A 23626-nucleotide genomic window follows, 5' to 3' on the forward strand; every position below is an offset into this window, starting at 1 on the left:
CCCGGCCCGGTCACGGCTGGTCCTCGCGGCGGAGCCCGGCCAGCGGGTCGCCGCCCGCGGTGCCCGGGTCGTCCGTCGACAGGTGGCCCGGCGTCGGCGTCACGGGGGCGTCGCCGCCCGCCGCGGCCCACGCCTGCTCCTCGGAGCCGAGACCGCCCTCGTCGGCCGGACCCGGCTCGCGGTGCTGGCCGCCGCCGAACTCGGCGTCGACGTCGGTCACCTCGGCCGTGCCGCCGGCGACCACGCCCGGGCCCGTCGCGGCGAGCGCCGGCGACAGGTCCTGCGTCGTGGCGGCCGGGGACCCGCCCGCGGAGCCCGCCGTGGGCGTGGACAGGCCGGTCGTGGAACCGGGCAGCGAGCTGCCGGCGGACCCGGTGCCCGTGCCGGCGAGGCCCGCCGACGAGCCGCTCGACGGCGGCGCGTCCTTCAGGCCCCGCGTCAGGCGTCCGGCGAGGACGCCGGCGCCGGCCGCGATCGCCAGGAACACGCCGGGGCGGCGCCGCGCGAAGTCGGTGACCTCGCTCAGCACGTCGCCCGGCTCCCGGTTCTCCAGCCAGGACGCCACCGAGCCGGTGCGGCCGGCCACCTGGCGCACCAGGTCCGTCGCCAGGCCGCCCTGCTCCGAGCCGTCGGCCATCCGGCCGAGCTCGTCGCCGAGCGACCGGAGGCTGGATGCCGCCCTCGCCTGCTGGTCCGACGCCTGGCTCTTCAGCCCGGTGCGCGCCTCGCCCAGGAGGTCCCGGGCCTGGCCCTTCGCCTCGGAGACGACGTCCGCCGCCTGGCCCTTGGCCTCGTGCAGCACCCCCTGGCCGCTGTCCGCGGCCGCGTGCGCCAGTCCGGACGCCTGCTCCTTCGCGGTGCCCACCGCTGCGGCTGCGCCGCTGTCGTTCGTGCTCATCGCGTCCTCCTCACTCGCTCTTGAAGGTGTCCTTCAGCTTTCCTGCGGCCTTCTCCACGGGGTTCGGCTTCGCCGTCGTCCCGTACAGCCGCGGATCGGGCTGCGTGGGCGGCGGCATCGGCACGCCCGCCGGGGGCTCGGCGACGTAGGTGAACTCGCCGAGGCCGTCCGGGGTCGGGCCCGAGGCCCAGGAGCCCTTGTCGGCGTCCGTGCCGTTCGAGAAGTTGATGTACTGGTACGACACCTCGCGGTGCTCCTGCCCGATCGGGAAGTTGCTCGGGGTCGGGATGCCCTCGAAGCCCTCCTCCTGCAGCTCGCGGGCGGCGGCGATCCACTGGTTCTGGTGCATCGTGTCGCGCGCCAGCAGGAAGGCGAGCATGTCCCGGACGCCGCTGTCGTCGGTCATGTGGTAGAGCCGGGCCACCTGGACGCGGCCCTGCATCTCGGCGTTCGCGTTCGCCTGGAAGTCGGCCAGCAGGTTCCCGCTCGCGGTGATGTAGCCCGCGCTCCACGGGTTGCCGTTGCTGTCGACCGGGCGGGCGCCCGCGCCGGCGACGATGGCGTGCTGGACGTCCGTGCCGCCGACGACCGCGGCGATCGTCGGGTCGTTCTGCACGGCCTCCTCGGTGATGCCGATGGGGGCCTTCTCGAGCAGCTGGGCGATCATCGTCGCCAGCATCTCGACGTGGCCGAACTCCTCGGCGCCGATGCCGTAGAGCAGGTCGCGGTACTTGCCGGGCAGGTGCGTGTTCCAGGACTGGAACCCGTACTGCATCGCGACGGTGATCTCGCCGTACTGCCCGCCCAGGACCTCCTGGAGCTTGCGGGCGTAGACGGCGTCCGGCTTGTCGGGTGTGGCCTTGAACTGCAGCTCTTGACGGTGGAAGAACATCGCGACCTCCGTGCCCCGGGTACCCGGGGCGGTGTCATGTGCGTGCACGGAGCCACGGTCGCGGGGGGCGGCGCCGGGCGGCACCACGCCGGACCGGGCGCGGCACCGGCGCGCTGCTGCACCGGCACGGACGGCGACGGGCGGCTAGCCCCTCGCGTTGCCACGACGCTAGGACCGTCCGGGTGATCGCGCCTCCCGAACGAGCGGTTGCGCGCACGTGCGCCCCGGCATATGTCCGCGCCGGTCAGGCCGTCGGGCGGGCCTCGTGCCCGGGGCGCCCGTGGGTCCGGTTGCGCTCCTTCAGCTGCGACTCGTAGACGTGCTTGCGCCCGCCCACGAGGCGGTCCCGGGTGCTCCGCTCGGCGTCGGCGAACGCGCGGTAGTAGCCGTCGTCGAAGTCCTCGACGACCTGGAACGTCCACCGGCCCTCCAGCACGTTCCGGCCGACGATCGCCGCACGCAGCTCGTCCGCGACGTCGGGGTGCCCGGCCTCGGCCAGCCGGTCGAGCGCGTCCGCGAGCTCGGCGTCGGCGCGGCCGATCAGCCGGTGGAACGCGTAGAGCATGCCGCGGGCGTGCTCCACGACCTCGAAGGCCGCCGTGACGCCGCCGACGGCCTCGACCACGGCGTCGGGGACGCCCGCGGGGGGCAGGTGGGCGGCGTCGGGGCGGTCGGCGGAGCCGTCGGCGGGCCGGTGCGCAGGGGTGTCCTGGGTCATGCCGCCATCGTGCGGCGGGAGGGACGGGCCCGCCCGGCGAGCGGCGCGGCGCTGCCCGCGACCGCGGTGACCGTCCGGGCCGCGGCACCCGGACGTTGTGCCGTCCTCGGGACGGGCAGGCGACGCCGCGCCACCGGGCCGCGCCCGCGCTCGGGGCGGACGCCGGCCCCGCCCGCTAGCGTGCCGTGCCATGACCAAGCGCACCGGCGTCTCGACCGCCTCCGGCTGGCTCGCCGTCGTGGCCCTCGCCGGCGCCGTCGTGCTGCTGGTGCCGGGCTGGTTCGGCCGCCCGCCGGGAGCGTGGCTGCTGCCGCTCGCCGCGGCGGTGGCGCTCGCGACCGGGTGGCTCCTCGACCCCGGCGCCACCCGCGCGACGCTGGTGGACGGCGCGCTCGCCACGCTGGGCCTCGCGGCGCTCCTGGCGGGGGCCGGGCTGCTGGTCGCGTCGCTCGTGCGGCTGGTCGTCCTGGGCGACGTCGGGGCGCTGGGGTTCGGGCTCGGCGGCGCCGCGGTCGGCGCCCTGCTGGGCTCGGGGCTGCTCGCGACCCGCATGGACGGCCCGCCGATCTGACGCCGGCGGGCGGGTGTCAGACCCCGGGTCGAACATGTGTTCGATGACTGCGCCCGTCCGATTCCGCCCCGCCGACCCGGCGGACGACGCCCCCGTCGCCGGGATCCTGCACGCCGACCTCGACGCGTTCTACGCCGCGGTGGAGCAGCGCGACGACCGGCGGCTGCGCGGGCGCCCGGTCGCGGTCGGCGGCGGCGTGGTGCTGGCGGCGTCCTACGAGGCGAAGCGGCGCGGCGTGCGCACGGCCATGAGCGCGCGGCAGGCCCGGTCGCTGTGCCCGGGCCTGGTGGTGGTGCGGCCGCGGTTCGAGGCGTACTCGGCCGCGAGCCGCGCGGTGTTCGCGATCTTCGCCGACACCACGCCGTCCGTGCAGGGCATCTCGATCGACGAGGCGTTCCTCGACGTCCGCGGGCTGCGCCGGATCGACGCGCCGCCGGTGGCCCTCGGGGCGCGGCTGCGGGACCGGGTGCGCGACGAGGTGGGGCTGCCGATCACCGTCGGTGTCGCGCGCACGCCGTTCCTCGCCAAGGTCGCCAGCCGGGTCGCGAAGCCCGACGGCCTGATGCTGGTCGAGCCCGACCGCGAGGACGCGTTCCTGCACCCGCTGCCGCTCGAGGTGCTCTGGGGCGTCGGCGCGGTCACGGCGGAGAAGCTGCACGCGTTCGGGCTCGCGACCGCGGGCGACGTGGCGGCGCTCCCCCGGTCCGTCCTGGAGCACGCGCTCGGCCCGGCGATGGGCCGGCACCTGCACGCGGTGGTGCACGGCCGGACGCCCGACCGCGTGGAGACGGGCCGGCGCCGCGGGTCGGTCGGCGCGCAGCGGGCGCTCGGGCGGGGGCCGCACGACCCGGCGCAGGTCCGGGCGGCGCTGCTCGGCCTGGTGGACCGCGTGTGCCGCCGGATGCGGGCGGGGCACCGCCTCGCGCGCACGGTCGTCCTGCGGCTGCGGTTCGCCGACTACACGAAGGCGACCCGCTCGCGGTCGTTCCCGTTCGCGACGGCGTCGGGCGCGCAGCTCGGGGCCGCGGCGGTCGCCCTGCTCGACGAGGCGACGCCGCTGCTGCGCGAGCGCGGGATCACGCTCGTCGGGGTCGCGCTCACCGGCCTGGAGCCGGACGACCACTGGCAGCCGGAGCTCGACCTGACCGGCCCGTCCACCGCCGGGCTGGACGCCGCGGTCGACGCGGTGGCGGACCGGTTCGGGTCCGGGGCGCTGGTGCGCGGCGCGCTGCTGCGGCACGGGGCGGGGCTCGAGGTGCCCACGCTGCCCGACCCGCCGGAGGACGACCCGTGACGGGGCCGCGCGCCGAGCGGGCGCGCGCGGCGCGCGGCCCGTGCGCGCCCGGGCGCACACGCCGATCGCGCTCGGGTGTCGGCCCCGCGGTGACGCGCGTACCGTCGACGGGACAGCGGTGCCCGGCGTGGAGCGACCCGCTCCGGGGTGCCGGACGGACCCAGCGGGGGCGGCGTCCCATGACCCAGACCACCGACCCGGAGCGCGCGCTCGCGCTCGGCACCCGCACCCGTGCGGGCGCCTACCGGCTCGACCTCACCACGCAGCAGTGGTGGTGGTCGGACGAGGTCTACGCGATCCACGGGTTCGCGCCCCACGAGGTCGTGCCGACGACCGAGCTCCTGCTCGCGCACAAGCACCCCGAGGACCGGGGGCGGTCGGTCGCCGCGCTCGACGAGGCCAGCCGGACGGGGGCGCCGTTCTCGAGCGTGCACCGGATCGTCGACGCCCGGGGCCGCGAGCGGGTGGTCGCGGTCGTCGGCGAGGGCCAGGGGCACACGGCCCTCGGGACGCCGACCGAGCTGGTCGGGTACTTCGTGGACGTCACCGACGTCGTGGACGACCGGGCGCAGGCCGCGGCCACCGTGTCGATCGCCGCCGCCGCCGAGAGCCGGTCGGTCATCGACCAGGCCGTGGGGGTCGTGGCGTTCGTGGAGGAGGTCGACCCCGCCGCGGCGTTCCTCGTGCTGCGCGCCGCGTCGAACGACGCCAACGTGCCGATCCGCGTGCTCGCCCGGGCGATCGTCGGCGCGTTGCCGACGCTGCGGCACGACCCCGCCCGGGTGACCCACTTCCTCGAGGGGCTGCTCTCGCCCGCGCACCGGCAGGGCGCCGCGGGCGCCTGACGCCCGGCCGCTCCCCCGCGCCCGCTCGACGGGACGACGCGTTCGGCCCGGCCCCGCTCGCCCCCGCTCGGCCCGGCCCCGCTCGCCCCCGCTCGCCCCCACTCGCCCCCGCTCGGCCCGGCCCCGCTCAGCCCGGCCCCGCTCGCCCCCGCTCGGCCCGGCGCCGCTCGACCCGGCCCCGCTCGGCCCGGCCCCGCTCGGCCCGGCGCCGCTCGTCGCCCGCTCGCCCCGGCCCGCTCTCTCCGGCCCGCTCGACCGGGCCCGCTCGGCCCGGCGCCGCTCGACCCGGCCCCGCTCGCCGCCCGCTCGACCCGGCCCCGCTCGCCCCGGCCCGCTCTCTCCGGCCCGCCCGACCGGGCCCTCTCGACCGGCTGCCTGCGCGCACCGCGGCTACGGTCGGCGCAGGGGAGCGCCACCGCGGTGCGCCCGGACGAGGAGGACCGTGCCACCGGCAGCCGCCCCGACGACCGCGCGCCGCGCCGCCGCGCTCGTCCGTGCCGCGCACGCCCCGCCGGCGTTCGCGGTCACCGCGTTCGCCGGCGCGTACGCCGCCGGGGCCGCGGGGGCCGACGCCGCCCGGGCGGTCCTCGTCGCCGCGGCCGTGCTCGCCGGGCAGCTGTCGGTCGGCTGGTCGAACGACTGGATCGACGCGCACCGCGACCTCGCGGTCGGCCGGGCGGACAAGCCGGTCGTGACGGGCGCCGTCACGGTCGCGCTGCTGCGCCGGTCCGCCCTGATCGCGCTCGTCGCCTGCGCGGCCCTGTCGCTCGCCCTCGGCCCGGCCGCCGCGCTGCTGCACCTCGCCCTGGTCGGCGCCGCCTGGGCCTACAACGCGCGTCTGAAGTCGACGGTGTGGTCGTGGCTGCCCTACGCGGTGGCGTTCGGCGGGCTGCCCTCGGTCGCGACGCTCGGCGTGCCCGGCGGCACCGCCCTCGCGCCGTGGTGGGTCGCCGCGGGCGGGGCGCTGCTCGGGGTCGGCGCGCACCTGGCGAACGTCCTGCCCGACCTGGAGGACGACGCCGCGACCGGCGTGCGCGGCCTGCCGCACCGGCTCGGGCGCCGGCGCACCGCCCTCGGGGCCGCGGCGGTGCTGCTGGTCGCGGTCGTCGTGGTGGTGCTCGGCCCGCCCGGGGCGCCCGGCGCCGTGCAGCTCGCCGGGCTCGGGGTGGCGACCGCCCTGGCGGTGTCGGCGGCCGCCGTCGCGCAGGCCCGGCCCGCGAGCCGGTGGCCGTTCGGCGCGGCGATGGCCGTGGCGGCGGTGGCGGTCGTCCTGCTGGTCGTCTCGGGGTGAGGCCCGCGGGCGGGCGCCCGCCCCTCCCGGTCGCGGCCGCGAGGGGCGCACGGCAGCATCGGCACATGTCCCGCATCGCGGCCGTCGCCCCCGTGCTCCCCGAGCACGCCTACCCGCAGGCCGAGATCACCGCGGAGGTGGCGGGGCTGGTCACCCGGGACCCGCGGCGCCGCGGCCTGCTCGAGAAGGTCCAGGCGTCCAGCGGCATCGACACCCGGCACACCGTGCTGCCGCTGGAGAAGTACGCCGGGCTGTCCTCGTTCACCGAGACCAACGACATCTACCTGCGCGAGGGCCTGGAGCTGGCCGCCCGCGCCGCGACCGACGCGCTGACCGCCGCCGGCCTGCGCCCCGCCGACGTCGACCACCTGTTCTTCACCACCGTGACCGGGGTGTCCGCGCCGTCGCTGGACGCGCTGCTGGTCGGGCGGCTCGGGCTGCGCGAGGACGTCCGCCGGGTCCCGAGCTTCGGGCTCGGCTGCGCGGGCGGCGCCGCGGGCCTGGCCCGGGTCGACGACCACCTCGCCGGCCACCCCGACGAGGTCGCCCTGCTGGTGTCCGTCGAGCTGTGCTCGCTGACGCTGCAGCACGACGACGACTCGACGGCCAACCTCGTCGCGAGCGGGCTGTTCGGCGACGGCGCCGCCGCGGCCGTGCTCGTGGGCGATCGGCGCGCCGCCGCGCTCGGGATCGACGGGCCCCGCGTCGTCGGCACCCGCAGCGCGCTGTACCCCGGCACGGAGAACGACCTCGGCTGGCAGGTCGGCGGCTCGGGGTTCCGGATCGTGCTGTCGGGCGGCATGGCGCAGACGGTCGCCGGGCACGCGGCCGCGGACGTCGCGGCGCTGCTGGCCCCGCTCGGCGCGCGCGCGGCGGACGTCGCGCACTGGGTCGTGCACCCGGGTGGCCCGAAGATCCTGGACGCCGTCGAGGACGCCCTCGCGCTGGGCCCCGAGGCGCTGGCCGGCAGCCGCGCGACGCTCGCGCGCACCGGCAACCTGTCCTCGGCCGCGGTGCTGCACGTGCTGGCCGACGTGCTGGCCGGGCCGCCGCCCGACCCCGGCGCGCTCGGGGCGGTGCTCGCCTTCGGGCCGGGCGTCGGGGCCGAGCTGGTCGCGCTGCGCTGGCCGGGCGCGGACGGGGACGACGTGCGGGACGTGCCGGGTGGGCCGGACGTGCCGGGTGGGTCGATCGAGGAGGAGGCGTCGTGAGCTCGCTGCTGTGGTTCGACGTGCTGGTGGCGCTGACCGCGCTGGAGCGGCTGGCGGAGCTGGTGGTGTCGCAGCGGAACGCGCGCTGGTCGTTCGCGCGCGGCGGGATCGAGTCCGGCCGCGGGCACTTCCCGCCGATGGTCGCCCTGCACACCGGGCTGCTGCTCGCGTGCGTGCTCGAGGCGCACCTCGCCGACCGGCCGTTCCTGCCCTGGCTGGGCTGGCCGGCGCTCGTGCTGGTGCTCGCCAGCCAGGCGCTGCGCTGGTGGTGCATCGCCACGCTCGGCCCGCGGTGGAACACGCGCGTCATCGTCGTCCCCGGGCTGCCGCTCGTGGACCGCGGCCCGTACCGGTGGATCCCGCACCCCAACTACGTCGCGGTGGTCGTCGAGGGCATCGCGCTGCCGCTCGTGCACACCGCGTGGGTGGCGGCGCTGGCGTTCACGGTGCTCAACGCCGTGCTGCTGGCGGGGTTCCGGATCCCGGCCGAGGAGCGGGCGCTGCGGGCCGCGGTGGCGGCCGGCGCGTCCCCGGCCGCGCCGGCGCCGGGCCGGTGAGCAGGCCGGTGGACGCCGGGCCGGTGAGCAGGGCGGCGACCGTCCCGGCGGGCGACCGCTCGTGACCGGTCACGACGTCGACGTGCTCGTGGTCGGCGGCGGGCCGGTCGGGCTCGCGGCCGCGCTCGAGGCGCGCCGGTCCGGGCTGTCCGCGCTCGTGGTCGAGCCGCGCGGCACCCCGGTCGACAAGGCGTGCGGCGAGGGCCTCATGCCGCGGGCCGTCGACCTGCTGCGCCGCTGGGACGCCGACCCGGCCGGCCGGCCGCTCGCGGGCATCGCGTACGTCCGGGACGGCCTGCGGGCGGAGCACCGCTTCGCGGGGTCGCCCGGGCGCGGGGTGCGCCGCACGGTGCTGCACGCCGCGCTCGCGGACCGGGCGGAGGCGGCCGGGGTCGAGCGGGTCGCCGAGCGGGTGACGGCGCTGTCCCAGGACGCCGGCGGGGTGACGGCGGCCGGCGTGCGGGCACGGTGGCTGCTCGGCTGCGACGGGCTGCACTCCACCGTCCGGCGGCTGGCGGGTCTGGAGGCGGCGGGACGGGCCGGATCCGGGGGCGCCGGGCGTGGTCGGCGCGGGGCCCGGCGGTTCGGCGTCCGGCGGCACTACCGCGTCGCCCCGTGGACCGACCTGGTCGAGGTGCACTGGGGCCGGCACGCCGAGGCGTACGTGACCCCGGTGGCCCCCGACCTCGTCGGCGTCGCCCTGCTGGGGCCGGCGCCGATCGACGTCGACGCCGAGCTCGCGGCGATGCCCGCGCTGGCCGCCCGCCTGGCGGGCGCGGAGGTCGAGGCCGCCGACCGCGGCGCCGGGCCGCTGCGGCAGCGGTCCCGGGCGCGCACCGCCGGCCGCGTGCGGCTCGTCGGCGACGCGTCCGGGTACGTCGACGCGCTGACCGGCGAGGGCCTGCGGCTCGGCTTCGCGCAGGCCGTCGCCTCCGTCGCGCACCTGGACGACCCGGCCGGGTACGAGCGCGCCTGGGCGGCGGCGACCCGGGACTACCGGCTGCTGACCAGCACGCTGGTGGCGGTGGCGACGTCCCCGCTGCGCGGCGCGCTGGTGCCCGCGGCGGTGCGGCTGCCGCCGGTGTTCGCGGGCGCGGTGGAGCGGCTCGCGCGCTGACCGGGCGCCCCGGTGGCCGGCCCCGGCCGCTACGCCCGGGTCCCGGCCTTGCGGTCGTGCTTGTGCGCGTAGAGGTCCCGGTCGGCCCGCGCCAGCAGGCTGCGCGCGGTGTCCCCCGGGCCGAGCACCGCCACGCCGCCGCCGCACGGCAGCGGGCCCCAGGCGCAGGCCGGGCCGGCCCAGCGCCGCGCGTCCTGCTCGTCGTGCCCGGGCAGCACCGCGACGAACTCGTCGCCGCCGAGCCGCCCGAGGAACGCCGCCCGGTCCAGCTCCGCGCGCCAGGAGTCGACGAGCTCGGCCATCAGCTCGTCGGCGCCGAGGTGGCCGTGCGCGTCGTTGACCCGCCGGAAGTCGTCGATGTCGAGGGCGACGACGGCGAGCGGCGTGCCGGTCCGCCGGGCCCGGCGCAGCGCCCCGTCGAGCCGCTCGTAGAACGGCCCGCGGGTCAGCGCCCCGGTCAGGTGGTCCGTGCTGCCGGCGCGGCGCAGGTCCCGGCCCTGCCGGCCGAGCAGGGCGCACGACAGCACGCAGAGGATCGTCATGCTGACGACGTTCGTCGGGTGCACCGGAGCGGGCGCGAGCCAGGCGGCGACGGCGATCGTCCCGGCCGCGACCCCGACCACGACGCCGGCGCGGCGCGGCTGGAGCGCGTACGCGCCGAACTGCCCGGCGAGCGTCAGCCCGAGGGCGAGCACCACCACGCCCTGCGTCGCGTGGCAGCTCGCCATCACGCCGCCCGTCACGAGGGTCCCCGTCACCAGGACGCCCTGGGTGCTGCGCGGGTGCGCGGGCAGGATCAGGGCCAGCACCGCCAGCACCGCGTAGGCGGCCGCGGCGAGCGCCCACCGCTCGGTCGGGGTGTCCGGGTCGGACGGTGTCAGACCGGCGACCGCGGTGAGCACCGACACGACGAGGCAGGCCACGGCGAGCTGCGGGCGCAGCTCCCCGTGCGACGACTCCCCCGGCGGTGGCATGGGGTGAATCGTGCCGCGCGCCGGGGGCGCGCGTGGCCCGGTCAGGGGGTGAATCCGGTGCGGCGCGCGCGCCGAGTGGGCACCGGACACGTCGAGCGGGCATCCCCTGGTTGCCCGCTCGACGTGTCCGGTGCCCGTTCGCGGTCCGCCGCGCGCCGCAGCTGGTGCGGGGTTCCCCGGCCCGGACGCCCCGCACCTGCCGCACGCTCGACGCGGCGCAGGCCGCGCCGGCCGCGGTCGGCTAGCGTCGCGCAGGTGACCGCCGCCCCCGCCGACCCGCGCAGGCCCGCCCTCCGGACCGCCACCGCCGACGACGGCACCGCCCTGCGCTGGCAGGAGCAGGGCGCCGGTGCGCCGGTGCTCCTGCTGCAGGGCCAGGCGACGCCGATGGCCGGCTGGGACCCCGTCGCCGCGGTCCTCGCGACCGCGTACCGGGTGCTCCGCACCGAGCAGCGCGGCACCGGCGGGACCGAGCCCGGGCCGGGCGGCCGCCCGCCGGAGGGCCTGAGCACCCGCGACCTCGCGCGCGACGCCCGCGCGGTGCTGGACGCCGCGGGCGTCGACCGGGCGCACGTCGTCGGGCACTCCATGGGCGGCAAGGTCGCGCAGTGGCTGGCGGTCGACGCGCCGGACCGGGTGGCGTCGCTCGTGCTGCTGGCGACCAGCGCGGGCGCCGGCGACGGGGTGCCCCGCGACGCCGACGCGCACCGGCTGCTGCTCGGCGGCGACCCGGCCGAGCGGGTCCGGCTGTTCTTCGGCGACGCGTGGGCCGCGGCGCACCGCGACGACGTGCGGACGTTCTTCGCCCTCGACGCGGACCGCCCGACCTTGCGGGCGCTGTACCGCGCCAGCACGGAGCACGACGCGCTCGCGGACCTCCACCGGGTCGGCGCCCCGACGCTCGTCGTGCACGGGACGGAGGACCGGCTGGCGCGGCTCGCCTCGGCCGAGCGGCTCGCCGCCGAGATCCCGGGCGCGGAGCTCGTCGCGGTCGCGGGGGCCGGGCACGGGCTGCACCTCGACAGCGCCGAGGCCGCGGCCGCCGTCCGGGCGTTCCTGCGCCGGCACGCAACGGGCTGACGCCGGGCTCCGGCGCCGGCGGCCGGGCCGGTCCCCCGGATCCGACGCCCGGGTCTGGCGCTCGCGCGCCGCGCGGGGCTTCACTGGTGCCCCGGCGAGCCGCACCTGGAGGGGCCATGACCACGACGGACCTGCACGACCTGCGCGGGGCGCACCTCGTCGACGCCGACCTGCACGGCGCCCGGTTCGTCCGCGCCGACCTGTCCGGCGTGGTGATGCGCGGGGTCGAGATCGACGGCGCCGACATCGACGCGCCCTGGCTGCTGGAGGGCGGGTCGCTGCTCGTGAACGGGGTCGACGTGACGCCGTACGTCGACGCCGAGCTGGACCGCCGGTTCCCCGGGCGCGCCGAGCGCCGGGCCGCCGACCCGGAGGGACTGCGCCGCGCCTGGGCCGCGGTCCAGGCGACGTGGGACGCGACGCTGGAGCGCGTGGCCGCGCTGCCACCGGGGACCGTCGACGTCCGGGTCGACGGCGAGTGGTCGTTCGCGCAGACCGTGCGGCACCTGGTGATGGCGACGGACACGTGGCTGCGCGGCGCGGTGCTCGGGGTCGAGCACCCGTACCACCCGATCGGCCAGCCCAACGCCGAGTACGCGTCCGACGGGCACGACCCGTCGGTGTTCTCCGAGCCCGACCCGTCCTGGGAGACGGTGCTGGCGGTCCGGGCGGAACGGGTCGCCATGGTCCGGGACTACCTGGCCGCCGTCACGCCGGAGGAGCTCACCGGGACGCGGCCGAACCCGTGGGCGCCGCAGCACGAGGAGACCGTGCTGGCCTGCCTGCACACCATCCTCGAGGAGGAGTGGGAGCACCACCGCTACGCCGTCCGCGACCTCGACGCGCTCCAGGCCTCCCGCTGAGCGGACGACCCGGCCCGGCGCGCTCCGGCGTGTCGGGACGGATCCTCCGCTCGACCGTCTCACCCCGGGCGGCGCGCCACCACCAGCCGGAACGCGTTCCGGAACCGGTACGACCCGTCGGGTCGGCGGAACGGCGCCGCCGCCGCGACGACCACCGGCCCGCGCCCGGCGAGGCCCGCGGCGTCCTCGCCGAGCAGCAGACCCCGGACCAGCGCGTCGTCGTCGGCGGCCGTCCACGGAACCTCGACCAGCGCCACGTGCTCGACGGCCAGGCCCGCGCCGGCGAGCAGCGCCCGCACCGGTCCCTCCGACCGCAGCGGGCTCTCCGGGTCGACCTCCTCGCCGTCGTCGGCCGCCAGCGCCGCCTCGACCGCGTCGAGCGCGCAGCGGTCGCGCTCCGCCCAGCCGCACACCGCGAGCACCCCGCCCGGCACCAGCACGCGGGCGGCCTCCGCGGCCGCCGCCGCCGGGTCGTCCGCGAGGTGCAGCACGTTCACCGCCGCCACGACGTCCAGCGCCCCGTCCGGCCACGGGAGGTCCTCGGCGTCCGCGACCCGCACGTCCGCCCCGGGCGCCGCGGCCAGCGACCGGGCGACCATGCCCGGCGCGAGGTCGGCGCCCGCGACCACGGCGCCCCGCGCGGCGGCGTCCGCCAGCAGCTCCCCCGTGCCGCAGCCGACGTCGAGCAGCCGGGTGCCCGGGCCGACGCCCGCCGCGTCCAGCAGCGCCGCGCGGGCCGGCGCGGCGAACCCGCCCCAGGCCGCGGCCCAGTCGCCGGCGAGCGCGGTCCAGGGGTCGTCGTCGGTCGGGTGCGCGTCGTCCACGCCCCCAGTGTCGCCCGCCGGCCGGGCCGGGCCCGCGCCGCGCGGCTGCCCCCGCGCGCGTGCGCGACGCCCCGGACCGGCTCCGCCCGTCCTCGCGCGTGCCCGGCCCTCGGGCCCGCTCCCCTCAGTCCGCCCAGACCCGCAGGTGGTCGAACCGCGCCGTCGCCCGCGGCGCGACCCCGTCCCACCCGTGCGCGACGAGCCCGACCCGCAGGTCCGTCCCGGGCGGGAACGTCCACACGCCCCCGGCCACCCAGGTCGTGCCGTCGGTGCTCGTGAGCGCGCGCACCTCGTGCTCCCCCGCGTCGTCGGTGCGGTGCACGAGCCGGAGCCAGGTGGTGTCCGCGGGCGGCCCGACGATCGTGCCGCCGTACGACAGCCGCCCGGCGTACGGCGTCTCGTAGCCGAACTCGGTCTGCCGGGTGTTCCAGATCGCCACGTGCGACAGCCGCGCGAACAGGTCGTCGCCCGCGTACGCCACGAGCCCGGCCTGCTGGAAGTTCCGCACGTCGTCGGTGCCGAGGTCGACCTGCACGACGGTCTCCGCCGTCCAGTCGCCGTCGGGGACGTCGCGCAGCAGCAGCCCGGCGTCGTTCCCGGTGCCGGTGAGGTCGGCCTGCTCGACCGGCCACACGAGCGCGCCGCCCTCGGCGGTGACCTCCGGCTCCCGCACGGCCGTCCACCCCTCGCCGAGCCCGGCGTCGAACGTGGCCTCGTCCACGAGCTCGCCGGTCCGCGGCAGCGGCTCGGCGTCGGTGACCGGCTGGGCCAGCGGCAGCACGCTGAGGTCGTCCACGTGCACGCCCGCGGTGCGCGCCACGGCGCCGGCGGTGCCGGGCCGCAGCCGCTGCGGCAGGTCCAGCGTGACCTCCGCGAGCGGGTCGCCGAGCCGCGCCTGGCTGACCTCCGCCCGCGCGGCGCGGCCCTCGACCTCGAGCACCACCGCGTGCCAGGTCGACCAGTCCACGCCGGCCGGCAGCGGCGCGGTGGCCCGGGCGCCGCCGGAGCGGAGCACGAGCTCGCCGGCCGTGGTGTCGACCATCGCGCTCACCCCGGAGCCGGGCCGCGCCGAGCCCCGCCCCGCCGGGCCGGCCGCCTGGGCGGAGGCGGCCTGGTCGCGTCCCCGCCCGAGCGCGAACCCGGCGACGACGCCGCCCGCCGCGCCGGGGTTCAGCCGGACGTCGGCCTCCACCCGCACCGGGCCGGGCAGGCGGCTGCTGGTGAGCAGCGCGCCCTCGCCCACGGCCGTCACGTACCCGCCACCCTGCGGGTCGCCGTCCGCCGCGCGCCACGCGTCGCCGCGCCACCGGCGGTCGATGCCGTCCTCGAACCCGGTGACGCGCCCCGCGGTCGCCGGCGCGGGCTGCTCGCCCTCCGAGGGCCCGGCGCCCGCGCGCACCACCGGCCAGCCGTCGATCCAGTCGAGCCGGTCGACGAGCATCGGCCGCTCGTTGATCCCCTCGGTGCCGTCCAGGTAGGGGTCGGCGCGGTCGATCGCGTGGTAGGCGAGCCAGTCGCGCCCCGCGAGGTCGGTGACCACCGCGTTGTGGCCGGTGCCGACCCACGCGTTGCCGTTCGGCGCGACCACCGGGGTGCCGCCGGCGCGCGACTGCAGCAGCGGGACGCCCTCCCGGTCGACGTAGGGCCCGGTGACGGACTCCGACCGGCCGACGTGCACGCTGTAGCCGGTCGTGGGGCCCGCGCAGCAGTTCGCGGACGACGCGAACAGGAACCAGTACCCGCCGCGCTGCACGACGTACGCGCCCTCGTACTTGTTGTCGATCGTCACCTGGACCGGCTCGCCGACCGCCTCGGTCCCGGTCTCGTCCAGCTCGGTCACCCAGATGCCGCCGTAGTACGACCCGTAGAACAGGTGCTCGGTGCCGTCCGGGCCGACGACGTGCGACGGGTCGAAGGTCCACAGGAAGTCGTCCGGGCCATCGCTGCCCCCTGGGCGTGGGTCCACGACCGGGTCGCCGCTGTCCGTCCACGGCCCGGTCGGCGTCGGGCCGGTCGCCACCCCGATCGCCGAGTCGCCGCCGCCGGGGGTCGTGGTGGTCTCGGTGACGACGTAGTAGAGCCGGTACTCGCCGTCGACGTACCGGACGTCCGGGGCCCACAGCGACGCGCCCCGCTCCGTGTCCGCCCAGGCCGGGAGCGTGTCCTCGGTGAACGCGTCGCCGACGTGCTCCCACGTCACCAGGTCCGCCGACCGGGACACCGGCAGCAGGTGCCGGGTGCCCTCTCCCTCGCGGAGCGGGTCGGTCGTGCCGTACGCGTACCACCAGCCGTCCTGGCCGCGGATCACCGCCGGGTCGGCGTAGGTGTCCGCGAAGCCGGCGCTCACCGGGTTGGCGTAGGTGCCGTCGCCGCCCGGCGCGCCACCGCCACCGCCGCCGCCTCCGCCCCCGCCGCGCGGGCCGCCCTCGGGCGTCACCGCGCCCGCCGGGGTCGCGGTGGTCGGCTGGCCCGCGACCGCCGGCGCCGCCACCAGGGCGAGCGCGGCGGCCAGGGCCGGGACGAGGGCCGCCGCGCCGCGCCGCGCGGGCGCGCAGGCGGCGGGGGTGCGCTGCTCCATCGCAGGCTCCTGCCGTTCGTGAGGACCGGTGGTCGTCCCCCTTCTACGCCCGGTCCGGCGCGCCCGCCACCCGAACGGCGCACGAGATGCACGCACGGTCGCCGGAACGCCGGACAGGTGGCCCTCAGCTCCCCTACCGTCACCGGTGTCCCGGGGCGCCCGCCCCGGCCGCGACGAAGGGTCTGCCGTGCTGCGCGTGCTGCCAGTCCTGCTCGAGCTCGGGCTGCTCGTCTACTGCCTGATCGACTGCATCCAGACGGACTCCGTGCTGGTGCGGAACCTGTCCAAGACCACCTGGGTGCTGCTGATCGTGTTCCTGCCGATCGTCGGCGGGATCGCGTGGCTGGTGGCCGGCCGGCCCGAGCGGTCCGCGGCGGCACGGTCCGTGCCGTGGCCGAGCACCGCGACCGCCGGGTTCCCCGAGTGCGAGCGGCCGCGGCCGACCGCCCCGGACGACGACCCGGAGTTCCTCGCCGGGATGCGCGACTCGGACGACCGGCACGAGCGGATGCTCCGCGACTGGGAGGCGGACCTGCGCGCCCGCGAGCAGGGCCTGCGCGAGGGCGGCCCGGCCGCCGAGGACGGCCCGCCCCCGGCGCGCGACGGCGCCTGACCCGCCGGCACCGCCGACCCGGTCGAGTGGAAGATCTGGCCCGACACGCACCGGCGTGTCGGGCCAGATCTTCCACTCGAGCCTGGCGCCCGGCGCGGTCAGCGGCGGGACGTCGCGCGCATCCGCCAGAGCAGCCAGAGGAAGTACGGCGTCCCGACGACGGCGGTGACCAGCCCCGCGGGCAGCTGCGCGGGCGCGATCGCCGTCCGCCCCACCACGTCCGCCACGCACACGAGCGCGGCGCCGAGCACCACGGTCAGCGGCAGGGTCCACCGGTGCCGCTTGCCGATCAGCATCCGTGCGGCGTGCGGCGCGACGAGCCCGACGAACACGACCGGCCCGATCGCAGCGGTCGCGGCGGCGGTCAGCAGCACGGCGACGCCGACGTGCAGCGACCGGGAGCGCGGCAGGTCGACGCCGAGCACCCGCGGGGTCACGTCGTCCACCTGCACGAGGTCGAGGTCGCGGTGGCTGCAGGCCACGACCAGGACGCCGACCGCCAGCGCCACGGCCATCGGGACGAGCTGCGGCGTCCCGGCGCCGTACGTGGAGCCGCCGAGCCAGGTGATCGCCCGGTTCTGGTTCCACGGGTCGGTCCGGACCAGGAGCAGCGTGGTGACGGCGCTGGCGGCGGCGCCGGTCCCGAGGCCGACCAGCACCATCCGCCCCGACGCCATCCCGGTGCCCGCGGTCACGCCGAACACGAGCAGCCCGGCCAGCACCGCGCCGACCAGCGCCCCGGCGAACACCAGGGCGAACGACGGCGCCGACGTGAGCACGATGACGACCACGGCGCCCAGGCCGGCGGCGTGCGCGACGCCGAGCACCCCGGGGTCGGCCAGCGGGTTGCGGGTGACGGTCTGCACGAGCGCGCCGGCCAGGGCCAGGCACGCGCCGGCCAGCAGCGCGGCGGCGACCCGCGGCACCCGGGAGTCGAGGATGATGTCCAGCCGCACGGAGGCCCGGCCGGCGAGCCAGTTGGCCACGTCGCCGAGCAGGACCGTCGAGTCGCCGAGCAGCACCCCCGCGACGACGACCCCGACCAGCGCCAGCACGCCGGCGCCGAGCACCAGCGCGGGCGCCCGCCGCGCCAGGGCGCTGCCCGCGCGCAGGGTGACGAGGGTGTCCGGCTCGAGCGCGGCGCGCGCCCGCCGGGCCAGCACGATGAGCGCGACCGCGCCGATGAGGCTGGTGACCACGCCGGTCGGCACCGTGACGCCCGAGATCGGCCCGAACACCGCGCGCAGCGCGACGTCGGCGGTCAGCACGAGCGCGGTGCCCGCGACGGCCGCTGCGGGGATGAGCAGCCGGTGCCGGCCGAGCGGGCGCACCCAGGTCGCCAGCAGCCGGACCAGCAGCGGCGCGCAGAGACCGACGAACCCGATCGGCCCGGTGACGGTCACCGCGCAGGTCGCGAGCAGCACCGCGAGCACGACGCCGACCAGCCGCGTCCGCGCGACGTCGACGCCGAGCGAGCGGGCCGCGTCGTCGCCGAGGCCGAGCAGGTCGAGCCGGCGCCCGAGCAGCAGCAGGCCCAGGAACGCCACGACCACGATCGGCGCGACCGTGCGGATCGTGCCCATCCCGTTCTGGCCGAGCGACCCGGCGCCCCAGGCGAACAGCCCCTGGGTCTCCCAGGGGAACAGCACGAGCAGGGCCTGCGTCACCGACGACAGGCCGAGCGTGATCGCCGTGCCCGCGAGCACGAGCCGCACCGGCGACGCGGCGGGCCCGCCCGACAGCCCGATGACGACCCCCGCCGCCGCGAGACCGCCCGCGAACGCGACGGCGACGCCCGGCAGCGCGCCGAGCGAGGCCCCGACCACGGCGGCGGTCGTGACGGCGAGGTGCGCGCCGGCGTTCACCGCGAGGGTGTCCGGCGCGGCCAGCGGGTTGCGGGCGACGCCCTGCAGCGCCGCGCCGGACGCGCCGAGCGCGCAGCCGACGAGCACGCCCGCGGCGAGCCGGGGCAGCCGGGACGCCGTGACGACGGCGGCGGCCTGGTCGAGCCCGCCCTGCCCCGTGACCGCCCGCCACAGCTCGCCGACGGTGACGTCGGCGGTGCCCTGCGTCAGGTGCCAGACCGCCGCGGCGGCGAGCCAGCCGGCGAGCAGCGTCAGGACCGCGACGACGCGGGCGGGCTGCCGCCGGGCCGCCGGAGCGGACGCGCCGGCACCCCGCTCCCCGCCGTCCGGGCGGGCGCCGGGCGCGCCGGGGCGCGGGCCGGCGATGGTCCCGGGGGCGGGGGGCGAGGTGGTCACGGCGTCGTCTCTCAGGCGGGTGCGGTGCGGTGCCGGGTCACTCGGCGGTCAGCTGCGCGACCAGGTCGTCCGACCAGCCCGCGAGCGACTCGGGGCCGCCGTAGGCCCAGATGCCGACGCCGGCGCGGTGGACGTGCCCCTGCTGCACGAACGGCAGCGACTGCCAGACCGCGTTGCCCGCGAGGGCCGACTCGACGACGTCCTCCTCGGAGTCGTTGCCCCAGTACAGGAACCGCGTGTCCTCGGGCAGGGCGGTCAGGCCCTCGACGTCGACGTACGACAGGCCGTACGCGTCGTCGCCCGGGTCCTCCGTCGCGGAGCCGAGGCCCATCGCGACGGCGACGGCCTGGAACGCGGAGCGCGGGCCGTGCATGCGGATCGTGACGTTCGCGCCCTCGGCGTACGGCGACGCGAACACGACGGGCGTGCCCTCGAGGCCGGCGTCGGCGATCTTCTGCGCGTTCTCCGCGATGCGCGCCTCGCTGTCGGAGACGACCTGCTCGGCCTCGTCCTCGGCGCCGACCAGCGTCGCGACGGAGCGGAACGTGTCCTCGACGTAGCCCAGCGGGTCGGCCGCGTCGGCGCCGTCGAACAGCGCGACCGGCGCGATGCGCTCGAACTGCTCCAGCGCTCCCTCCGGGATCGAGGAGGTCACGCCGACGATCAGGTCCGGCTCGAGCCCGGCGATCGCCTCGACCGACGGCTCGCCGCGGGTGCCGACGTCCTCGGGCTCGCCCTCGAGCGGCACAGAGGTGCCGACCCACGAGGTGTAGCCCTCGACGTCCGCGGCGCCGACCGGGGTGACGCCCAGGGACGTGAGCATCTCGGTCTGCATCCACTCGAGCGACACGACCTTCGTCGCCGGCGCGTCGAGCTCGACGGTCTCGCCGCGGTCGTCCGTGATCGACACCGGGCCGCCCGCGGCGGCGCTGCTCGTGGTCTCGGCCGCCGGCTCGTCGGTGGTCCCGCAGGCCGTCAGGGCGGCCAGGGCGCCGACGGCGACGAGCGCCGTGAGCGTGCGTCGGGTGGTCATCGTTCCTCGTGTCTGCGCGGGAGGGGTGGGCGCCCGCGCGTCGCGCCCTGGGCCGCGGGGAGGCGCGGCGGGTGGAGCAGGTCGGTGGTGGGCGCGCCGTCAGGCGTCGACCGGGGTGCGCGGGGCCGGCTCCCCCGCGGGTTCGGCGCGCCGACCGCGGGCGTCCACGCGGCCGTCGAGGCGCCGGAGCAGCAGGCGGGGCGCGTGCACGCTGACGTGCCCGGACCCGGCGTCGGTGCGGACGACGATGTCGATGTCGTAGACCTCGCTGAGCAGCGCGGACGTGAGGGCGTGCTCCGGCGCGCCGTCGGCCACGACGCATCCGCCGTGCAGCACGAGCACCCGGTCGGCGACCGCGGCGGCCTGCTCCAGGTCGTGCAGCACGACGCCGACCGCGACGCCGTGCTCGTCGGCCAGGTTCCGCACCAGCTCGAGGACCTCGACCTGGTAGCGGAGGTCGAGGTGGTTGGTCGGCTCGTCGAGCAGCAGCACGCCGGTGTCCTGCGCCAGCGCCGAGGCGAACCACACCCGCTGCACCTGGCCGCCGGACAGCGCGTCGACGTCGTCGCCCGCGAGGTCGGCGATCCCGGCGAGCTCCAGAGCGCGGTCGACGGCGGCCCGGCCCTCGGGGTCGGCGCCGCGCCAGCCCTGCCGGTGCGGGTGCCGGCCGAACTCGACGGCGTCCCGGACCGTGATGCCGGCGGGCGTCGGCCGGGACTGCGCGAGCAGGGTGACCCGGCGGGCGAAGTCGCGGGCCGACAGCGCGTGCGCGTCGCCGTCCGGCACCGTCACCCGGCCGCCGGACAGGCGCTGCAGGCGGGCCATGCCGCGCAGCAGCGTCGACTTCCCGGACCCGTTGGGCCCGACCAGCGCGGTCACCCGCCCCGCGACCAGCTCGACGCTGGCCCCGGTGACGACGGGGTCGCCGCCGTAGCCGATGCTGACGTCGGCGGCGGCCATCGCGGAGGTGTTCACGGGCACGCCGGGGACATTAGCCAAGCCTTACCTCAGATGTCCATCCGCGTCCGGGGGCCGGGCCGCGGGCGCCCCGCCGGGCGGGGGTCGCCGCGCTCGCCTAGCGTGGCCGGGACCGGTCCCCCGACGCACGGAGCGTGGTGCACTGATGAGCAGTCCCCGGCGGCACGACGTGCTGGTCATCGGCGGCGGCAACGCCGGCCTGTCCCTGGCGGGGCGCGTGCGGCGCGACGGCTGCCGCGACGTCGCCGTCGTCGAGCCGCGGTCGGTGCACCACTACAAGCCGCTGCTGTCCTACGTCGCCTCCGGCACCGCGACGCTCGCCGACCTGCGCCGGCCGCAGGACGAGGTCGTCCCGTCGGGCGTCCGCCGGTACGCGGGCACCGTCGAGTCCGTCGACCCCGCCCGGTCGGTGGTCGTGCTGGCCGACGGCACCGAGCTCGAGTACGGCGACCTCGCGGTCTGCCCGGGCGCCGAGCTCGACTGGGACGCGATCCCCGGCTCCCGCGAGGCCGTCGCCACCGCGCACGCCGCGACGAGCTACCTGCCGGAGCAGGCCGAGAAGACCTGGACGATGCTGTCGTCGCTGCGCTCCGGCCGGGCCGTGTTCGCCATCTCCGACCGGCACGTGCCGTGCGCGCCGGTCGGGCTCAAGCCGCTGTTCTCCGCGGTCGACGTGTGGCGGCGGTCCGGCGCGCTGGACTCCATCGAGGTCGAGCTGCTCGTCGAGGGCCCGCACCTGGTCCGGCACGCCGAGGCCGACCGGAACCTGCGCGCCGCAGCCGACGAGTACGGCGTCCGCGTCCGGCTCGGCACGACGGTGACGTCGGTGGACGCCGGGGCCCGGACGCTCGCGCTCGCGACCCCGGGCGGCCCGCAGGACCTCGCCTACGACGCCCTGTACCTCGCCCCGCCGCACCGGGCGCTCCCCTGGATCGCGGAGAGCGGCCTGGCCACCGACGGCAGCGAGGGCTTCGTCGCCGTCGACCCGGAGACGCTGCAGCACGTCACCCATCCGCGGATCTGGGGGCTCGGCGACGCCGCGACCGTCGCGACCCTGCCGTCCGGCGGGGCGCTGCGCCGGCAGGTGCCGGTCGTCGCGCGCAACATCCAGGCGCGCCGGAAGGGCCGGATCATGGACCGGTACGACGGCTACTCGGTCGCGCCGGTGACGACGTCGCGGCGGCGGCTGCTGCTCGCCGAGTTCGACCGGCACGGCACCGCAGAGCCGTCGGTGCCGCTGGTGGACCTGGCGCGGCCCCGGCCGAGCCTGCTGCTGTTCGACCGGTACCTGGAGCCGCTCATCTACTGGCACAAGCTGATCAAGGGCCGGGTGTCCTGATCCCGCGTCGGCCGACGCGCTGACAGGCGCGCCGGCCGGTGGCAGGGTGGGCGGCGTGCAGATCGACGACATCCCGGTCCGGACGCTCCGCGGCGAGGACACCACGTTCGGCGCGCTGACCGCCGGGCGCGTGGCGCTCGTGGTCAACGTGGCGTCTCGGTGCGGGCTCGCCCCGCAGTACGAGCAGCTCGAGGCCATGCACCGGTCGTACGGCGACCGCGGGTTCACGGTCGTCGGCGTGCCGAGCAACCAGTTCCTCCAGGAGCTCGGCTCGTCCGACGCGATCGCGGAGTACTGCTCGGCGACCTGGGGCGCCACGTTCCCGATGCTGGAGAAGACGCCGGTCAACGGCCGGCACGCGCACCCGCTGTACCGCGCGCTGCACGAGGTCCCCGACGACGCGGGCAAGGCCGGGCGGGTCACCTGGAACTTCGAGAAGTTCCTCGTCGCACCGGACGGCCGGGCGCGGCGGTTCCGGCCGCGCGTGCTGCCCGACGCGCCCGAGGTGGTCGCGGCGATCGAGGAGCTGCTGCCGGAGCGCGCGTCGGGCGCCTGAGCGTACCGGGCGCGTGAGCGCGCCGGGCACGTGAGCGCGCCGGGCGCGTGAGCGCGTCGGGTGCGTGAGCGCGTCGGGCGCCTGAGCACGCCGGCGCGTGAGCGGGTGAGCAGGTGAGCGCGCGGGCGCGCGAGCGGGTGAGCGCGCAGGCGCGTGTCGGGCGCGCCGGGCGAGCCGCGGACGCCCGACCGGAGCCGAGGAGGGCTCGACGCCGGTGCCGGTGCCGGTGCCGGTGCCGAACGTCCACGCCGAGGTAGGACGTTCGCGTCGAGGTAGGACCTCCGCGCCGAGGTAGGACCACCCGCGGCCCTATCTCGGTGCGATCGTCCTACCTCGCGGACGCGGCGCAGCGCGGCGCGGGGGCGGCGCGGTTGCGACGCGGGCTCAGGACCCGGCGGTCGCCGTCGTCGCGGCGGTCGTCGCCGCGATCGCGGCCATGGCGGCCGTCGTCGCGGCGGTGATCGCGTCCTGCACGGCCTTGGCGGCCCACGCGCCCTCGGCGACCTCCTTCGCCCGGCGCCGCACGTCGCGCGCCGGCACCGGACCGCGGTCGACCGCCGACGGCGCGACGCCGAGCGCGTGCAGCAGCGCCACCAGCGCGGCGGTCCGCGCGTCGGGGTCGAGGCCCTGCACCAGCACGGCGGTGAGCCGCGCCCGGACGTCGTCCTCGTGGCGGCCGTCGGCCTCGGGCCACCGGGTGCGCGGGAACAGGCCGAGGACCTTGTCGTCCTGCCGGCGCAGGATGCCGCGCTCCGCGAGGCGGTCGGTCAGCGCGTCTCTCGCGCCCTTCCCCAGCCCGTTGACGAGGTCGGACGCGGCGCGCTCGCGCTCGGCGACGCGGCGCAGGGCCTCGGCGAGCACCGGGTCGGCCACCTGGGCGCCGGGCGTGACGGCGACCTTGGCGCTCGACCACATGCTCGTGCGCTCCCGGACCACGACGGCCTCGGCCAGCGCGAGCTCGATCAGCAGCGCGCCACCCAGCGCGACGTCGAGGTTGGCCGACGTGGGGGTGCCCTTCTCGTCGTGCAGGAGCAGGAGCAGCAGGTCCTCGGCGATGAGCGTGGTCACCGGTCGAGCGTAGCCACGGATCCCGGCGCCGCGAGCAGCCTGCGGGGGGGACCTCAGCACGCGGC

22 protein-coding genes are annotated in these 23626 nt (G+C 78.2%); 12 read left to right on the forward strand and 10 right to left on the reverse strand.

What is annotated here, in order from left to right:
* Positions 1–10: 10 nt before the first annotated feature.
* From Cpa01nite_RS01980 to Cpa01nite_RS01990, 3 genes are all read right to left on the reverse strand, one after another.
* Positions 11–898 carry a hypothetical protein gene (locus Cpa01nite_RS01980; RefSeq protein ID WP_203667052.1) on the reverse strand — a complete coding sequence of 296 codons (888 nt, stop codon included), beginning with the start codon at positions 896–898 and terminating at the stop codon, positions 11–13.
* A gap of 10 nt (positions 899–908) precedes the next feature.
* Positions 909–1790 (reverse strand): manganese catalase, encoded by an 882-nt coding sequence (locus tag Cpa01nite_RS01985; protein ID WP_203667160.1) that lies wholly within the window; start codon positions 1788–1790, stop codon positions 909–911.
* Between the two features lie 244 nt (positions 1791–2034).
* Positions 2035–2508, reverse strand: coding sequence for a hypothetical protein (locus tag Cpa01nite_RS01990; RefSeq protein ID WP_203667053.1), 474 nt, complete (start codon positions 2506–2508; stop codon positions 2035–2037).
* 190 nt (positions 2509–2698) lie between these two features.
* Between Cpa01nite_RS01990 and Cpa01nite_RS01995 the strand changes: the two genes are divergently transcribed.
* The 7 genes from Cpa01nite_RS01995 (at position 2699) to Cpa01nite_RS02025 (ending at position 9394) form a co-directional block, all read left to right on the forward strand.
* Positions 2699–3079, forward strand: a complete 381-nt coding sequence (locus Cpa01nite_RS01995; protein WP_203667054.1) for a hypothetical protein — start codon at positions 2699–2701, stop codon at positions 3077–3079.
* Between the two features lie 43 nt (positions 3080–3122).
* Positions 3123–4373 (forward strand): DNA polymerase IV, encoded by a 1251-nt coding sequence (gene dinB / locus Cpa01nite_RS02000; RefSeq protein ID WP_203667055.1) that lies wholly within the window; start codon positions 3123–3125, stop codon positions 4371–4373.
* A gap of 179 nt (positions 4374–4552) precedes the next feature.
* Entirely contained in the window at positions 4553–5218 is a 666-nt protein-coding gene (locus Cpa01nite_RS02005; RefSeq protein ID WP_203667056.1) for a PAS and ANTAR domain-containing protein, read from the forward strand.
* A 442-nt stretch (positions 5219–5660) separates the two neighbouring features.
* A complete protein-coding gene (locus tag Cpa01nite_RS02010) occupies positions 5661–6509 on the forward strand; it encodes a UbiA family prenyltransferase (RefSeq protein WP_203667057.1) in 849 nt (282 codons plus the stop codon).
* Between the two features lie 65 nt (positions 6510–6574).
* Entirely contained in the window at positions 6575–7720 is a 1146-nt protein-coding gene (locus Cpa01nite_RS02015; protein WP_203667058.1) for a type III polyketide synthase, read from the forward strand.
* A 5-nt stretch (positions 7721–7725) separates the two neighbouring features.
* The gene (locus tag Cpa01nite_RS02020) at positions 7726–8277 is read left to right on the forward strand and encodes an isoprenylcysteine carboxyl methyltransferase family protein (protein ID WP_203667161.1); all 552 of its coding nucleotides are present in this window, start codon (positions 7726–7728) and stop codon (positions 8275–8277) included.
* Positions 8278–8338: 61 nt separating this feature from the next.
* Positions 8339–9394 carry an NAD(P)/FAD-dependent oxidoreductase gene (locus tag Cpa01nite_RS02025; protein ID WP_203667059.1) on the forward strand — a complete coding sequence of 352 codons (1056 nt, stop codon included), beginning with the start codon at positions 8339–8341 and terminating at the stop codon, positions 9392–9394.
* Between the two features lie 29 nt (positions 9395–9423).
* Here the strand turns inward: Cpa01nite_RS02025 and Cpa01nite_RS02030 are convergent, their stop codons facing one another.
* Positions 9424–10368: a GGDEF domain-containing protein gene (locus tag Cpa01nite_RS02030; RefSeq protein WP_203667060.1), complete on the reverse strand. Its 945-nt coding sequence runs from the start codon at positions 10366–10368 to the stop codon at positions 9424–9426.
* A 255-nt stretch (positions 10369–10623) separates the two neighbouring features.
* On the opposite strand from Cpa01nite_RS02030, the gene Cpa01nite_RS02035 reads away from it, so the two are divergent.
* Both Cpa01nite_RS02035 and Cpa01nite_RS02040 read left to right on the forward strand, forming a co-directional pair.
* Complete coding sequence (locus Cpa01nite_RS02035) at positions 10624–11448, forward strand: alpha/beta fold hydrolase (RefSeq protein ID WP_203667061.1); 825 nt, start codon at positions 10624–10626, stop codon at positions 11446–11448.
* A 116-nt stretch (positions 11449–11564) separates the two neighbouring features.
* Positions 11565–12311 (forward strand): DinB family protein, encoded by a 747-nt coding sequence (locus tag Cpa01nite_RS02040; RefSeq protein ID WP_203667062.1) that lies wholly within the window; start codon positions 11565–11567, stop codon positions 12309–12311.
* Between the two features lie 59 nt (positions 12312–12370).
* On the opposite strand, the gene Cpa01nite_RS02045 is transcribed toward Cpa01nite_RS02040, so the two are convergent.
* Together Cpa01nite_RS02045 and Cpa01nite_RS02050 are read right to left on the reverse strand one after the other, a co-directional pair.
* Positions 12371–13135, reverse strand: a complete 765-nt coding sequence (locus Cpa01nite_RS02045) for a class I SAM-dependent methyltransferase (RefSeq protein WP_203667063.1) — start codon at positions 13133–13135, stop codon at positions 12371–12373.
* Between the two features lie 124 nt (positions 13136–13259).
* Positions 13260–15713, reverse strand: coding sequence for a glycoside hydrolase family 43 protein (locus tag Cpa01nite_RS02050; RefSeq protein ID WP_203667064.1), 2454 nt, complete (start codon positions 15711–15713; stop codon positions 13260–13262).
* A 187-nt stretch (positions 15714–15900) separates the two neighbouring features.
* Here Cpa01nite_RS02050 and Cpa01nite_RS02055 point away from each other — a divergent pair, with 187 nt between their 5' ends.
* A complete protein-coding gene (locus Cpa01nite_RS02055; protein WP_203667065.1) occupies positions 15901–16326 on the forward strand; it encodes a PLD nuclease N-terminal domain-containing protein in 426 nt (141 codons plus the stop codon).
* Positions 16327–16424: 98 nt separating this feature from the next.
* Here the strand turns inward: Cpa01nite_RS02055 and Cpa01nite_RS02060 are convergent, their stop codons facing one another.
* From Cpa01nite_RS02060 to Cpa01nite_RS02070, 3 genes are all read right to left on the reverse strand, one after another.
* Positions 16425–18587, reverse strand: coding sequence for an iron ABC transporter permease (locus Cpa01nite_RS02060; RefSeq protein ID WP_239068452.1), 2163 nt, complete (start codon positions 18585–18587; stop codon positions 16425–16427).
* A 37-nt stretch (positions 18588–18624) separates the two neighbouring features.
* Positions 18625–19620: an ABC transporter substrate-binding protein gene (locus tag Cpa01nite_RS02065; RefSeq protein WP_203667066.1), complete on the reverse strand. Its 996-nt coding sequence runs from the start codon at positions 19618–19620 to the stop codon at positions 18625–18627.
* Positions 19621–19719: 99 nt separating this feature from the next.
* Entirely contained in the window at positions 19720–20580 is an 861-nt protein-coding gene (locus Cpa01nite_RS02070; protein WP_203667163.1) for an ABC transporter ATP-binding protein, read from the reverse strand.
* 163 nt (positions 20581–20743) lie between these two features.
* Here Cpa01nite_RS02070 and Cpa01nite_RS02075 point away from each other — a divergent pair, with 163 nt between their 5' ends.
* Positions 20744–21937: an NAD(P)/FAD-dependent oxidoreductase gene (locus tag Cpa01nite_RS02075; RefSeq protein ID WP_203667067.1), complete on the forward strand. Its 1194-nt coding sequence runs from the start codon at positions 20744–20746 to the stop codon at positions 21935–21937.
* 55 nt (positions 21938–21992) lie between these two features.
* Positions 21993–22493 (forward strand): glutathione peroxidase, encoded by a 501-nt coding sequence (locus Cpa01nite_RS02080; protein WP_203667068.1) that lies wholly within the window; start codon positions 21993–21995, stop codon positions 22491–22493.
* Between the two features lie 384 nt (positions 22494–22877).
* Here the strand turns inward: Cpa01nite_RS02080 and Cpa01nite_RS02085 are convergent, their stop codons facing one another.
* Positions 22878–23561, reverse strand: coding sequence for a GOLPH3/VPS74 family protein (locus tag Cpa01nite_RS02085; RefSeq protein ID WP_203667069.1), 684 nt, complete (start codon positions 23559–23561; stop codon positions 22878–22880).
* Positions 23562–23626: the final 65 nt, after the last annotated feature.

Origin of the sequence: Cellulomonas pakistanensis (genome assembly GCF_016862755.1) — a bacterium.
Lineage (GTDB): Bacteria > Actinomycetota > Actinomycetes > Actinomycetales > Cellulomonadaceae > Cellulomonas > Cellulomonas pakistanensis.

Excerpts from the sequence above, each read along its gene's own strand:
- Cpa01nite_RS01980 (WP_203667052.1), bottom strand. The coding sequence starts at position 898 with ATGAGCACGAACGACAGCGGCGCAGCCGCAGCGGTGGGCACCGCGAAG.
- Cpa01nite_RS01985 (WP_203667160.1), bottom strand. The coding sequence starts at position 1,790 with ATGTTCTTCCACCGTCAAGAGCTGCAGTTCAAGGCCACACCCGACAAG.
- Cpa01nite_RS01990 (WP_203667053.1), bottom strand. The coding sequence starts at position 2,508 with ATGACCCAGGACACCCCTGCGCACCGGCCCGCCGACGGCTCCGCCGAC.
- Cpa01nite_RS01995 (WP_203667054.1), top strand. The coding sequence starts at position 2,699 with ATGACCAAGCGCACCGGCGTCTCGACCGCCTCCGGCTGGCTCGCCGTC.
- dinB (WP_203667055.1), top strand. The coding sequence starts at position 3,123 with ATGACTGCGCCCGTCCGATTCCGCCCCGCCGACCCGGCGGACGACGCC.
- Cpa01nite_RS02005 (WP_203667056.1), top strand. The coding sequence starts at position 4,553 with ATGACCCAGACCACCGACCCGGAGCGCGCGCTCGCGCTCGGCACCCGC.
- Cpa01nite_RS02015 (WP_203667058.1), top strand. The coding sequence starts at position 6,575 with ATGTCCCGCATCGCGGCCGTCGCCCCCGTGCTCCCCGAGCACGCCTAC.
- Cpa01nite_RS02030 (WP_203667060.1), bottom strand. The coding sequence starts at position 10,368 with ATGCCACCGCCGGGGGAGTCGTCGCACGGGGAGCTGCGCCCGCAGCTC.
- Cpa01nite_RS02040 (WP_203667062.1), top strand. The coding sequence starts at position 11,565 with ATGACCACGACGGACCTGCACGACCTGCGCGGGGCGCACCTCGTCGAC.
- Cpa01nite_RS02050 (WP_203667064.1), bottom strand. The coding sequence starts at position 15,713 with ATGGAGCAGCGCACCCCCGCCGCCTGCGCGCCCGCGCGGCGCGGCGCG.
- Cpa01nite_RS02065 (WP_203667066.1), bottom strand. The coding sequence starts at position 19,620 with ATGACCACCCGACGCACGCTCACGGCGCTCGTCGCCGTCGGCGCCCTG.
- Cpa01nite_RS02070 (WP_203667163.1), bottom strand. The coding sequence starts at position 20,580 with ATGGCCGCCGCCGACGTCAGCATCGGCTACGGCGGCGACCCCGTCGTC.
- Cpa01nite_RS02075 (WP_203667067.1), top strand. The coding sequence starts at position 20,744 with ATGAGCAGTCCCCGGCGGCACGACGTGCTGGTCATCGGCGGCGGCAAC.